We start from the raw sequence: 12,976 nt of genomic DNA on the forward strand, positions 1-12,976 counted from the left end.
GCACGTGCGCGCCGCCCGACGCGGCCGACCCGGGGCTCGACCGAGCGCCGGCTGGCCGCCAAGAAGCAGCGTGCGGCGACCAAGCGCCTGCGGTCGGGGCGCGACGGGGACTGAGCCGCGCAGACGCGAACCGGGAGTTCCGGGTGGCGGCGGCGCACGGCAGGCCATCATGTGCGGGTGGACGACCCCGGTGACCAGCTCCGCCGCTACCTCCTGCCCGGCGAGGTGCTGCTGTGGGCGGGTAGACCCGACCCGCACCGGCACCTGAGTGCCGGCGACCTGTACCTCGTGCCGTTCAGCCTCGTCTGGTGCGGGTTCGCCGTCTTCTGGGAGAGCGCTGTCGCGACCTCGGACGCCCCGGCACCGTTCCTGCTCTTCGGTGGCGTGTTCGTCGTCATCGGCCTCTACGTCGTCGCAGGACGCTTCGTCCTCAAGGCACGGCGCAAGCGTCGCACCGCCTACGGCCTGACGGACCGGCGGGCACTGATCACCCTCGGAGCGGATTCGCTGTCGGAGCTGGCGACAGAACGCCAGCCCGTCCACCGACGTCGCTCACGCGGAGGGAAGCACCTCACGGTCGTGTTCGGCAGATCAGCGGGTGGCCGATCCGGGGGCTTCGGATACGCCAACACGGGGATGGACCTGTTCGACATGGGCGGACCGGTCGCCTTCTACGACGTCAGCGACGTGGCCGGCCTGGAGGACGCCCTGCGGCTCGCCGGCCTCTAGCCGGCCGGGGCCTGCGTGCGGAGCCGTCGTCAGCTCTGGACGCGCCGAGCCGCACCTCGGGGACCCCGGTCGTCCCGCCCGAGAGAAGCGGGCGCTGCTGGAGTGGCTCCACCAGCGTCGGGGGCCTGGCCCGGTACCTCCAGACCTCGCGCACGGCTGCGGCGTCGACCATCGCGGCAGCGCTCGCGTCCCCTCGTGCCTTCGGGGTCATCGACTGAGCCGCACCCGCCTCATTCGCTCAGGTTGTCGCTGAGCACGTCGAGCACCCGGGTCTGGGCGCGCACCGCCTCGTCGCCGGTGCGGGCCGCGACGATCTCGACGAGCGACTCGACGAGGACGAGCAGCGCGATCCGCGACGTGTGCTCCAGCTCGGTGCGGAAGGTGGTCGAGGCGGGTGCGACCACGAGGGCGACGTCGGCGAGCGTGACCAGCGGGGAGTCGGTGAACGAGGTGAGCGCGACCACCGTCGCGGCGCCCTGCGCGGCGGCGCGCGCCACCTTGAGGCTCACCTCGTTGGCCCCCGAGCCGCTGATGATGACGGCCACGTCGTCCGCGCCGAGCTGACGGGCGGAGATCTGCTGCCCGATCGAGTCAGCGACGGAGTCGGCGGCCCGGCCCACGGCCGTCAGGCGCATCGCCATGTCGCTGGCCAGCGGCGCCGAGAGCCCGTTGGCCAGCACGAGCAGCCGGCGCGCACCCGTAAGCGCGGCGACGGCGCGTTCGACGGAGGCCTCGTCGAGCACGCTCGTGATCTGCGGCAACGCACCGGCGAGGGCCGCCACGTCGGCCTTGATCCGGCCGAGGGCGCTGGGGCCGAAGTCGACCGGCGGGGCGTGCCGGGCGAGCTCGGCCGCGAGCGCGACCCGCAGCTGGGGGTAGCCGCGGTAGCCGATGCTCTGGCACGCGCGGACCACCGAGGCCCGGCCGACGCCCACCCGGTCGGCGACCTGCTGGGCGGTGCTCTCCACGACCACGTCGGGCGAGGCCGCGACCAGCTCGAGCACCCGCCGCTCGGCCGGCTGCATCGTGTTGAGCGCGGTGGCGATCCGGGCGGTGGGCGGCGCGTCGTCACTGCTCGTCGAGGGCACGGGCGCGGGCTCCTTCCATGATCCGCCGGCGCAGCGCACCGGAGGCGGCGTCGATCGAGATGGTGACGACGACCACGACGATGAGCAGCACACCGACCGTCGGCCACTCCCGGTACTGGGTGTAGGAGGTGAGCATGTCACCGATGCCGCCGACGCCGATGAGCCCGAGCACGGCCGAGGCGCGCACGTTGATCTCGAACCGGTAGAGCCAGAACGAGAGGAACTCGGGGGCCGAGGCCGGCCACACGCCCCAGCGGATCACCTGGCTGGTGGAGCCGCCGGCGGCGCGCACGGCCTCGATCGGCCCGCCGGGCACGCCCTCGATCGACTCGTAACCCCACTTGCCGAGGGTCCCGACCCCGCCGACGGCCAGCGCGAGCGCCCCGGTGAGCGGGGTCAGCCCGGTGACGGACAAGATGATGATCGCGGTGATGATCTCGGGCACGGCCCGCACCAGGGAGAACAGCCCGCGCAAGGCCAGGCGCACCGGTGCCGGGGCGAACCCGCGGGCCGCGACGAAGCTGAGCGGGGTCGCGACGAGGATCGCCAGCACCGTGCCGGCCCAGGCCATCGCGACGGACCGCCAGGTCTGGAACAGCGCCTCGGGGAGCTTGGCCCAGGTGGGGGCGTGGAACATCAGCCACAGGTAGCGCACGATGTCGGCGGGCAGGTGGGACAGCCGCGCCCAGTCGATCTGCACCGACCAGAACGCGAGCACCACGACCGCCACGACCACCGCCGAGGCGAGCCTGCTGCGCCACCGGCTCGGCCGCGCCGGGACCGCGAGCGGCGGACGCACCCGGCCGGGGATGGTGGTCGCGGCGGCGCTCACACCAGCCTCCGACGGATCGCGGCGCTCGCGCTGTCGATGACCACGACCACCACGAGGATCTCCAGGATGATGAGCGAGAGCTGGTCGTAGCGGTAGAACGAGCGCACCGCGTCGATGAGCAGGCCCAGTCCCCCGGCACCGACGAGCCCGAGCACGGCCGAGGCGCGCACGTTGAGCTCGAGCACGTAGAGCGTCTGGTTGAGGAACCCGGGCAGCACGTCGGGCACCGCGACCGACCGGTTGACCTGCAGCTGGGTGCCGCCGGCCGCGGTCGCCGCCTCGAGCGGTCCGGTGTCGGCCGCCTCGATCTGCTCCGAGACGAGCTTGACGATGATGCCGACGTCGAACAGGACGAGCGCGATGATGCCGGGCAGCGCCCCGACGCCCACCATGGCGACGAGCACGGCGGCGTAGAGCAGCTCGGGCACCGCACGCACGATGTTGAGCAGCACCCGCAGCGCACCGCGGCTCCACCGGTCGGGGTTGGTGGGCCGGGCCGCCCACAGGCTGAGCGGCAACGAGACCACCGCACCGATGGCCGTGGCGATCACGGCCATCTGGAGCGTCTGGACCAGCGGCTCGACGGTCCGCGGGAAGAACGCCCAGTCGGGCGCGAGCAGTGCGACGATCTTCGACGCACCGTTGCGCCAGTGCCCCGCGACCGCGCTCAGGTCGGCGTCGATCCCCACCCGGGGCGCCATGGTGAGCGCGGTGACGGCGAGGACGGCGAGGACGGCGACCCAGGCCAGCACCGTGCGGTGCCGCCCTCGGGGCCGGGGCGGGACGGTGAGCACCCGTCCGTCGGCGGTGACGACCTGGCTCATGAGCCCAGCACGTCCCCGGACCGCAGCGGGCGGCCGTAGATCTCCTCGAACACCGCGTCGCTGGCCTGCGCCGGCGGGCCGTCGTAGACGACCGTGCCGGCGCGCAGCCCGATCATCCGGGTGCCGTACTCACGGGCCAGGTCCAGCAGGTGCAGGTTGACCACCACGGTGATCCCGAGCTCCTGGTTGATGCGCCGCAGGTCCCCCATCACCTCGTGCGCGGTGGGCGGGTCCAGGCTGGCCACCGGCTCGTCGGCCAGCACGAGGTGCGGCGTCTGGGCCAGGGCGCGGGCGATGGCGACCCGCTGCTGCTGCCCGCCGGACAGGTGCGAGGCCCGCTGGTACGCCTTGTCGAGGATCCCGACGCGGTCGAGCGCCTCGAACGCGATGGCCTTGTCCTGCTCGGTGTAGGTGCCCAGCAGGGTGCGCCAGGTCGCGGCGTGGGTGAGCCGCCCGACGAGCACGTTGGACAGCACGGTGGCGCGGCCGGCCAGGTTGAAGCTCTGGAAGATCATCCCGATCTGCCCGCGCAGGGCCCGCAGCTCGCGGCCCCGGGCGGTGTCCACCCGCTGGGCCCCGACCTCGACCGTCCCGGAGGTCACCGGGACCAGCCCGTTGACCGTGCGGATGAGGCTGCTCTTGCCCGATCCGGACAGGCCGACCACCGCGACCATCTGACCGGCCTCGATGTCGAGGTCGACACCGTTGAGACCGACCACACCGTTCGGGTACCGGACGAGCACGTCGCGCATCCGGATGTCCCACGGCGCGGGTGCCGACCGGACGGTGCCGGCACCCGCGCCCCTCGAGGTGACGGACATGGGCTAGGACAGGCCGAGCTTGGCCGCCGCGCGCGCGACGACGTCGAGCGACGCCGGGTCGGCCGGTGCGAGCTTGCTGATCGAGTAGATCGACTTCAGCACCTTGGACCCGTCGGGCGACGTGGAGTAGTCCTCGAGCGCCTGGGTGATCTGGTCCTGCAGCGCGGGCGGCAGGTCCTTGGTGAGCGCGACGCCGTCGTTGGGGATCTCGTCGGTGAGGGCGAAGACGACGACCTTCTTGCCGACGTCGGGGGTGTCCTTGGCGACGATGTCGCGGGCGTCCCAGAAGCTGAAGCCGACCTCGGCGTCACCGTTGTAGACGGCCAGCACGGAGGCGTCGTTCGCGGTCACCGGGATCTTCTGGATGTCGGTGTCGGTGTTGATCCCGGCCTCCTGCAGCGCGAGGACCGGGTAGATGTAGCCCGCGGGCGAGGCCGGGCCGAGCACGGCGACCTTGGCCCCCTTGACCTTGGTGATGGAGTCCAGGCCGGCCGGGCCCTTGAGCGCGTCGGCGCCGTTGCAGAACAGCTTGCCGTCGCGCTCGACGGGCTTGTCGGTGCAGTACTTGTCCGGGTTGTTGGTCATGAACTGCGCCGGGTAGCTGATGTTGCCGTTGCGCTCGGTCTGCAGCACGACCTTGGCCCCGTACTTGTCGCTGGCCTGCCACAGCTGGAGCGAGGGCAGGAAGCCGATCTGGGCCTGACCTGCACCCATGGCCTCGACGGCGGCCTGGTAGTCCTTGGAGACCACACCGGTGACCGGGATCCCGAGCTTGGTGCTCAGGTAGTCGGTGAGCGGCTTGGCGGTGTCGACGAGGCCCGACTGGTCCTGCGACGGCACGAGGGCCAGCACGAGGGAGGTCGGGTTCTGCGGGGTGGTGGACGCCTGCGGGCTGGCGGACGAGCCGCATGCGGTGAGCGACCCCAGGACGGCGAGCAGCGCGGCCGAGGCGGCGAGCGTCGTGGACTTCTTCATGGTCTTCCTTCGAGGGTGTGCGGTGAGGTGGGGCGGGACGGGTGCGGACGAGGGTGCCGGTCAGGCGGACCGGGCCCAGCCCGTGATCGAGGGGTAGAGGGACGGCAGGTCCGGTGCGTGGAAGGTCGGCGCAGCCCCCGGGGGGACCTCGCCGACCAGGGCGGTGGCGTGCCCGCAGGCGTGCACGGGTGCCAGGTCGTTGGCCCAGACGTCGCCGACGGACAGCACCCGCTGCGTGTGCGGGGAGCCGGCGCCGAGCCGGTCGAGCAGGGCGGGGAGCATCGCGGGTTTGGCGGCCGAGGCGATGACCTCGTCGAAGCCGTCGGCCAGCCCGAGCTGGTCGAGGGCGGCCGCCAGCCGGATGTCCGGCGCGTTGGTCGCCAGCACCACCCGGACCTGGGAGCGCAGCGCCTGCAGCAGCCCGGCGAGCCCGTCGGGTGCCACCACGGCGGCGTGCGGCCCGGCGAGCAGCTCGCGGCTGGCCAGGTAGGCGGCGTCGAGGTCGTCCGCTCCGACCCCGGCACGGGTGGCCAGGAGCCGGACCAGGTCGTACCCGTCGAGCGGCAGGACGCCGTCGACGGGCGGCCGGCGGTCCAGGTCGGCCGTGACGCGACGGACGAGCCGGACGCCCTCGTCCTCGGGAAGCGCCGCCGCAGCCGCCCGGGCGTAGGCGAGCACCGGCCCGGGACCGGTCGCGACGGTGCCGTCGAAGTCGAAGAGGACGATGCTGCCGGAGTCGTTCACGAGCCGCCTTGCGCTGAGGAGACGCCCCCCGTGGACGCTGCGTCCACGCTATTGCTCTGACGTGGACGGATCGGCCGCGCGCGGGTGAACGCTGCGTAAACTCTTGGCGCGTGACCCCCGGCCCCGACCCGCAGCCGGCCCCCGGCGCAGCGCCCGAGGCGCCCGCGGCCGAGGGGTCCGCAGCCGAGGCCCACCTGGCGCAGGTGTCCGCCTGGGCCGCCTCGGACCCGGCGCGCGCGCTCGACGCGCTCGACTACGTGCAGGCGCAGCTCGACCTCGACCGCCGGACCGGTCTGTTCGACGACTGGGCCCGCTCCACCGTCATCGACGAGAACACCCGCCGACCCGTGCTCGCCGCCGCCGTGCTCGAGCTGCTGGGTGCGCAGGCCGGCGTCGAGGTGCGCTACCCGCACGCCAACGCCGGGCTGGTGCACACCTACGGCTACCTGCTGTCACCGGCCGCCACGCCCTACGGCCCCAAACGGGCCCGGTGGACACGCGGTGAGCTCGCCCAGGCCTTCGGGCACGCCCCGCAGCACTTCCACCCCTGGGCGATCCCGGCCGGCGACAGCCTGCTCGCCCGAGCGACGGCGTGCGCCATGCCCGTGGCCGACGGGTCGAGGTCCGAGCACGTGCTGCACCGCCGCCACGACCCCGACGGGGACGGCGGACAGCTCGTCACGACCGTCTGGCGCGCGCCGGGCGCACCGGGTGCGGCCCTGGTCTACGCCCACCTCGTCGACGGCCGGTACCGGCTGGTCACGACGTTCCCGGTCGCGGGCACCGCGGAGCAGCTGGCCGCGCTCGCGGCGCTGCCCGCGACGCCGCGCTACAACGTGGTGGTCGGCTCCGACCCCGCCCCGCGCGCCTGAACCGCGGTCCGGACCAGCCCGACCACCGTCTCCTCGACCTGCGGGGTCCAGCGGACCAGCGCGTAGGACACCGGCCACAGGTCGCCGTCGTCGAGGTTCGCCGACTCCTGGAAGCCCAGGGTGGCGTAGCGGTACGTGAACTTGCCGGCGTCCTGGAAGAAGACGACCACCTTGCCGTTCGCATCGGCGTAGGCGGGCATCCCGTACCAGGTCTTGGGCGCCAGGTCGGGGGCGGTGGTCGTCACCGTGACGTGCACCCTCTCGGCGAGCGCCCGGTCGTCGGGCGCCATCTTCGCGATGGCGTCGAGCACCGCCTGCAGCCCGTCGGCCTTCTTGGCGCCCTTCTTGCCCTCGGCGCGCAGCTCGGCGGCCCGTTCCTTCATCGCGGCGCGCTCGGCGGCGCTGAACCCGTCGGACCCGGACTCGGTCATCGCGGGACTCCTCCCAGCACGGCTCGTCCGGCGGGCCCGGACGACTGCCGCCCAGGCTAGGTGCGAACCGCCGCCACCCGCGCGCCGGGATCAGTACCGGAAGGTCGCCACCCGGGTGCGCAGCTCGGTGGACAGCCGGGCGAGCTCGGAGACGGCCGAACCCATCTGCTCCAGCACCTGGGCGTTCGCATCGGCCGCCGAGGCGACGCCGGTGATGTTCCGGGCGATCTCGCCGGATCCGGTCGCGGCCTCCTGGACGCCCCGGGACATCTCCTGGGTGGTCGCGGTCTGCTCCTCGACGGCCGAGGCGATGGTCGTCTGGAAGTCGTTGATCCGGCCGATGACCTCGAGGATCTCCCCGATGGCCGTCACCGCGCCGGACGTGTCGCCCTGGATCGCCGCGACCCGCCCGGCGATGTCCTCGGTGGCCCGCGCGGTCTGCTGCGCCAGCTCCTTGACCTCGCCGGCGACCACCGCGAAGCCCTTGCCGGCCTCCCCGGCCCGCGCCGCCTCGATGGTCGCGTTGAGCGCCAGCAGGTTCGTCTGCGCCGCGATCTGCGTGATGACCTGGACCACGGCACCGATCTCCTGGGAGCTCGCACCGAGCTTGGTCACCGTCTCGTTGGTCGCGGCGGCGACGTCGGCGGCGTGGTGCGCGACCTTGGCGGCCTCGTTCGCGTTCTGGGCGATCTCCCGGATCGAGGCCCCCATCTGCTCCGAGCCGGCCGCGACGGCCTGCACGTTGCGCGAGACCTGCTCCGAGGACGCCGCCACCACCCCGGCCTGCGCGCTCGTCTCGTGCGAGCCGGCCGCGACGGTGTCCGAGGACGCCGACAGCTCGACGGCGGCGGCGGCCACCGTGCCGGCCGTCTCCACCACCCCGGCCATGGTCGAGCGCAGCGCGGTCTGGGCCGTCGACAGCGACCGGGCCATCTGCCCCAGCTCGTCGGCGCTGTCCACCTGGGAGCCGACGGTGAGGTCGCCGGTCGCCATGGCCTCCAGGCTCTGCTGCACCGAGCGCAGCCCCCGGGTGATGCGCCGGTTGACCACCGTGGCCAACGCCCCGGCGGACGCCGTCGCGAGCACGAACGCGGCGATCAGCGCGATCACCGTGAGCCGGATCTCCCGCTCGGCGCGGTCCATCACCGCGGCCACCTCGAACTTGATCTGCCCGTCGGCGAGCCCGAGGGCGCGGCCGGCGTTGTCGGGGTCCCCCGCGACCGACGAACGCAGCGCCACCTCGAGCCCGGGCACGTCACCGGCGGCGATGTACGGGGCGAGCGTCGTGTCGCGGAACGCGATCCACGCCTTCCACCGGGTGACGAAGTCGGTCCACTGCTGGGTCCGGGACTCCGGGTAGGTCGACACGGTGTCGATGAGCCGCGCCGCCGTCCGGTCGTTCCAGGCCGAGGAGGCCAGGAGCTGCGCGCGGGTGCTCGCGTCCTGCGCCTCGGTCGCCCGGTGCACCAGGAGGTTGCTCTGCACCTGGGCGGTGCGCAGCTGGGCCATCGAGCCCTGCAGGTCGCCGGTGAGCTCGCGCACGCTCGCCAGGTGCTCGCCGGCGCGGACCAGCGCCACCGCCGCAGCCCCGCCGACGACGCCGAACACCACGGCGAGCAGCAGCAGGGAGGCACCGGTCTTCGCCGCGACCGGCCGGTCCCAGAACCAGCGGAACGCCCTGCGCCGCGGTGCCGTCATGGTCGTCGTCCCGTCCTGCCGGCTCGTCGCGCTCATCCCAGCTCCTGCTGCGTGTAGTAGCCGCTCGCGACCAGCACGTCCTGGTACGACGACTTCGTGACGACCTGGGACCTCAACAGGTAGGAGGGGACGACCTTGACCCCGTTGTCGTACGACGTCGTGTCGTTGGTCTCCGGCTCACGGCCGCCGAGCAGGGCCTCGACCATCGAGACCGCGACCTCGGCGAGCTGGCGGGTGTCCTTGTAGACCGTGGCGTACTGCTGCCCGGCGATGATCGACTTCACCGAGGCGACCTCGGCGTCCTGCCCGGTGACCACCGGCCAGGGCTGGGCGGCGGTGCCGTAGCCGATCTCGCCCGCCGCGGCGAGCAGCTCGATGCTGATGCCGTCGTACGGGGACAGCACGCCGTCGAGCCTGCGCCCGGGGCCCTGGTAGTAGGTGGGCAGCAGGGTGCGCATCCGGGCGCCGGCGGTCTTGCCGCTCCAGGCCTGGGTGGCGATGGCGGCGAAGTCGGTCTGCCCGGACGGCACGACGAGCACCCCGGAGTCGAGGTAGGGCCGCAGCACGGACATCGCGCCGTCGTAGAAGACGGTCGCGTTGTTGTCGTCGGGCGACCCGGCGAACAGCTCGATCGAGTACGGGCCGCGGGCACCCGTCGGGGCGCCCGTGGCGTCCAGCACGCCGAGCCCCTGCAGCAACGAGGTGGCCTGCTGCACGCCGACCCGCAGGTTGTCGAACGTGGCGTAGTAGTCCACGTCCGGCGAGTCCCGGATGAGCCGGTCGTAGGAGATCACGGGGATGTGCCGCTTCCCGGCCTGGGCGAGCACGTCCTTGAGCGCCGTCCCGTCGACGGCGCCGATGATGAGCGCGTCGGCGCCCTCGTCGATCATCGCCTGCACCTGGGCGACCTGGGTCGGCACGTCGTCCTGGGCGTACCTCAGGTCCACCCGATGGCCGAGGGCGGTGAGCTGGGCGCTCACGTTCTTGCCGTCGGCGACCCACCGCGTCGAGGTGGTGGTCGGCATCGCGACCCCCACGAGCTGGGCGGCGGCGCCCGAGGGTGTCGGTGTCGCGGCCGCGCACCCGGTGAGCAGTGCGGTGGCCAGCAGGAGACCTGCGGCGATGTCGAGCACACGTCTGGTCATGGGTCCCCTCACCCTGGGCCGACGACGCGCCTGCGAGCGGCTCGCCGGCGCCGGGGCCCGCACGTAGGTGCGATCCCCCGCCGTCCTCATCGGCGGCCCGCGCGGTCATGTGATGATTTGCGGGGCGTCGGTTGCGGAGTGGGGCCACGGGGCAGGCCGGCCGAGGGCGAACTGCCCCGTGTCGACGCACCCGGGCGATGCGGAACGGTGAGAGACTTCGCCTGGGATCGTGGTCCGGTCAGACCCGACCGAACCGCCCGGCGGGACGCTCCAGGTCCCCCGGCGGTCGGCAGGGCCAGCACCGCACCCCTGCGGTGGTTCACCGCGCTGCCTCGTGGTGCCTCGTGCACCGGGTGTGCGGGGCCGGTGAACCGGGGCGCCGGGCTGCGACCTGACAGACGGTCCCGGCACCCCCGCCGGAGCTCCCGGTACCGATGGGGCAGCCGCCCGCCCGGTCCGGGTGGCCTCGGCACGTCGTGCCGCGCCGCGGATGCGGTGCGGATGGTGCGAAGGAGGAGATGTGGCACGTCCAGGCCAGCGTCGGCCCGGTGCCGCGCGCCCCGACGCCGGTGCGACGCGCCGCCGCGCCCCGCGTCCGGACGAGGAGGGGATCATCCCCGTGCTCGCCCAGCTCGCACGCGAGGTCGACAGCACCGTGCAGCGACCGCCGACCCGTCCGGCGGTGCGCACCAAGTTCCAGGTCGTCGCGCTGCTGGTGCGCGAGGAGCGGGCCCGGGTGATGGCCGGCGGCACGTCGGAGGCGCACCGCAGCAAGGAGCTCAAGCGGCTCGACGGCGTCGCCACGATGCTGGCCCGGACCGCCGCCCGCGACACGTCGCTGCTGCGGCTGCTCGCCGAGGACGCGCAGGTCTCGGACGCGGCCCGCGCCTACAAGGCCACCGTGATGCGCGCCGGTGGTCTGGAGCCGCCGCCCGAGCCCGAACCGGTGGCCCCGCCGGCACCGGCCCCCGGCACCGAGACCAAGGTGGTGCCCCGCTCGGTCATCGCCCGCCAGCTCGCCAACCCGTTCCTGGCGCCCGACTTCGAGGCGGCCGCCGAACGCGTCGCGACCCGGCCCCGACGACTGGCCGGCTGGGAGCTGCTCGAACCGCTGTTCCGGTCCTTCGAGTACGCCGCCGACGGGTCGCCGGCCTGCATGCGGCTGCCCGAGACCCGCCCGGTGCACGCCCCGCAGGGTCGCGAGCTCATGCCGCACCAGGCGCAGGTCGTGGCGGCCACCGCCGCCGGCCACCGCACGTTCCTGCTGGCCGACGAGCCCGGGCTCGGCAAGACGGCCCAGGCCCTGCTCGCCGCCCAGGCCGCCAACGCCTTCCCGCTGCTCGTCGTGGCGCCCAACGTGGTGAAGACCAACTGGGCGCACGAGGTGAGCATGTGGACCCCGCTGCGTCGGGCCACCGTGGTGCACGGCGACGGCGAGCAGGTGGACGCGTTCGCGGACGTCGTCATCGTCAACTACGAGCTGCTCGACCGGCACGTCGGCTGGCTCGGTGACCTGGGCTTCCGCGGCATGGTCGTGGACGAGGCGCACTTCATCAAGAACAAGGGCTCGCACCGCTCCCAGCACGTGCTGGCGATCTCGGACCGCATCCGCGAGCGCGCCGGCCGGCCGCTCATGATGGCCCTCACCGGCACCCCGCTCATCAACGACATCGAGGACTTCCGCGCGATCTGGCAGTTCCTCGGCTGGATCGACGACACGATGCCGCTCGGCTCGCTCATGGCCGCGCTCGAGGACACCGGCCTCACCCCGGCCGACCTGGGCTTCTACGCCGCCGCCCGGAACGCCGTCATCGACATGGGCATCGTGCGTCGCCGCAAGGTCGACGTCGTCGCCGACATCCCGGCCCGCCGGGTGGCGGACCTGCCGGTCGAGCTCGACGAGGCCGCCAGCCGCTCGATCCGGGCGTCCGAGCAGGCCCTGGCCCAGCGGCTCGTCCAGCGCTACCAGGCTGCGGTCCAGGCCCGCCCCGAGAGCGCACGAGTCGAGGGCATCGACCACGAGGTGGTGCACCGGGTCGCGTCGGCCGAGCTCAAGGAGTCGAGCGCGCAGACCGGCGGCGAGAACGTGTTCACCATGGTCCGCCGCATCGGCCAGGCCAAGGCCGGGCTCGCCGCCGACTACGCCGCGCAGCTGGCACGCAACGTCGGCAAGGTGGTCTTCTTCGCCAAGCACGTCGACGTGATGGACGCCGCCGAGCAGATGTTCGCCCAGCGCGGCATCCGGTACGCCTCGATCCGGGGCGACCAGACGCCGAAGGTGCGCGAGAAGAACGTGACGGCGTTCGTCGACGACCCCGAGGTGTCCATCGCGGTGTGCTCCCTCATGGCCGCGGGTGTGGGGCTCAACCTCCAGGTGGCCTCGAACCTCGTGCTCGCCGAGCTGTCCTGGACCGACGCCGAGCAGACGCAGGCGATCGACCGCATCCACCGCATCGGCCAGTCCGAGCCGGTGACGGCGTGGCGGGTGATCGCGGCGCACACGATCGACTCGGCGATCGCCGAACTCATCGACAGCAAGTCCGGGCTGGCCGCCCGCGCGCTCGACGGTGCGCTCGACGAGGACCTCCCCTCGACCACCGATGTGCGGCTCGAGGCCCTGGCCCGGCTGCTCACCGACGCCCTGGCGGCCGAAGGCCTGGGCTGACGTCCCTGAGCGCCCCGTCTCTCCGAGGCGGGTGCGGTCAGTGGCTGTGCGCCACACCCTGCTCGTGCAGGCGTTCGTGCTCCGCACGGGCCGCCTGGCGGGCCGCGACGCGTGCGGCGACGTCGGGGCGGCGCAGCGGCGGCACGGTGGAC

The 12,976-nt window shown here is 73.4% G+C and carries 12 protein-coding genes; 3 read left to right on the top strand and 9 right to left on the bottom strand.

The window, feature by feature from the left end:
• Positions 1-177: 177 nt before the first annotated feature.
• The gene (locus F2B26_RS10235) at positions 178-729 is read left to right on the top strand and encodes a PH domain-containing protein (RefSeq protein WP_159808985.1); all 552 of its coding nucleotides are present in this window, start codon (positions 178-180) and stop codon (positions 727-729) included.
• A gap of 230 nt (positions 730-959) precedes the next feature.
• On the opposite strand, the gene F2B26_RS10240 is transcribed toward F2B26_RS10235, so the two are convergent.
• From F2B26_RS10240 to F2B26_RS10265, 6 genes are read right to left on the bottom strand one after another with little or no spacing between them, the layout of a single operon-like run.
• Complete coding sequence (locus F2B26_RS10240) at positions 960-1,817, bottom strand: MurR/RpiR family transcriptional regulator (RefSeq protein WP_159808987.1); 858 nt, start codon at positions 1,815-1,817, stop codon at positions 960-962.
• A complete protein-coding gene (phnE, locus tag F2B26_RS10245) occupies positions 1,798-2,649 on the bottom strand; it encodes a phosphonate ABC transporter, permease protein PhnE (protein WP_438939192.1) in 852 nt (283 codons plus the stop codon). Before phnE (F2B26_RS10245) ends, F2B26_RS10240 begins: the two co-directional genes overlap by 20 nt.
• Positions 2,646-3,473 carry a phosphonate ABC transporter, permease protein PhnE gene (phnE, locus tag F2B26_RS10250; RefSeq protein WP_159808989.1) on the bottom strand — a complete coding sequence of 276 codons (828 nt, stop codon included), beginning with the start codon at positions 3,471-3,473 and terminating at the stop codon, positions 2,646-2,648. Before phnE (F2B26_RS10250) ends, phnE (F2B26_RS10245) begins: the two co-directional genes overlap by 4 nt.
• Positions 3,470-4,294, bottom strand: a complete 825-nt coding sequence (gene phnC / locus F2B26_RS10255) for a phosphonate ABC transporter ATP-binding protein (protein ID WP_159808991.1) — start codon at positions 4,292-4,294, stop codon at positions 3,470-3,472. The genes phnE (F2B26_RS10250) and phnC overlap by 4 nt, the downstream gene beginning before the upstream one ends.
• Positions 4,295-4,297: 3 nt before the next feature.
• On the bottom strand, positions 4,298-5,269 hold the full coding sequence (locus F2B26_RS10260; protein ID WP_159808993.1) for a phosphate/phosphite/phosphonate ABC transporter substrate-binding protein: 972 nt from the start codon (positions 5,267-5,269) through the stop codon (positions 4,298-4,300).
• Positions 5,270-5,329: 60 nt separating this feature from the next.
• Positions 5,330-6,013 carry an HAD family hydrolase gene (locus F2B26_RS10265; RefSeq protein ID WP_201292696.1) on the bottom strand — a complete coding sequence of 228 codons (684 nt, stop codon included), beginning with the start codon at positions 6,011-6,013 and terminating at the stop codon, positions 5,330-5,332.
• A gap of 110 nt (positions 6,014-6,123) precedes the next feature.
• On the opposite strand from F2B26_RS10265, the gene F2B26_RS10270 reads away from it, so the two are divergent.
• Entirely contained in the window at positions 6,124-6,885 is a 762-nt protein-coding gene (locus F2B26_RS10270) for an amino acid deaminase (RefSeq protein WP_159808995.1), read from the top strand.
• Here the strand turns inward: F2B26_RS10270 and F2B26_RS10275 are convergent.
• From F2B26_RS10275 to chvE, 3 genes are all read right to left on the bottom strand, one after another.
• Positions 6,843-7,316, bottom strand: coding sequence for an iron chaperone (locus F2B26_RS10275; protein ID WP_159808997.1), 474 nt, complete (start codon positions 7,314-7,316; stop codon positions 6,843-6,845). The genes F2B26_RS10270 and F2B26_RS10275 overlap by 43 nt on opposite strands.
• A 90-nt stretch (positions 7,317-7,406) precedes the next feature.
• Positions 7,407-9,050, bottom strand: a complete 1,644-nt coding sequence (locus tag F2B26_RS10280; RefSeq protein WP_235929601.1) for a methyl-accepting chemotaxis protein — start codon at positions 9,048-9,050, stop codon at positions 7,407-7,409.
• Positions 9,047-10,159 carry a multiple monosaccharide ABC transporter substrate-binding protein gene (gene chvE, locus F2B26_RS10285; protein WP_159808999.1) on the bottom strand — a complete coding sequence of 371 codons (1,113 nt, stop codon included), beginning with the start codon at positions 10,157-10,159 and terminating at the stop codon, positions 9,047-9,049. The genes F2B26_RS10280 and chvE overlap by 4 nt, the downstream gene beginning before the upstream one ends.
• 520 nt (positions 10,160-10,679) lie before the next feature.
• Here chvE and F2B26_RS10290 point away from each other — a divergent pair.
• On the top strand, positions 10,680-12,824 hold the full coding sequence (locus tag F2B26_RS10290) for a DEAD/DEAH box helicase (protein WP_235929602.1): 2,145 nt from the start codon (positions 10,680-10,682) through the stop codon (positions 12,822-12,824).
• Positions 12,825-12,976: the final 152 nt, after the last annotated feature.

It is taken from the genome of Cellulomonas citrea, from assembly GCF_009829685.1.
Lineage (GTDB): Bacteria > Actinomycetota > Actinomycetes > Actinomycetales > Cellulomonadaceae > Cellulomonas > Cellulomonas citrea.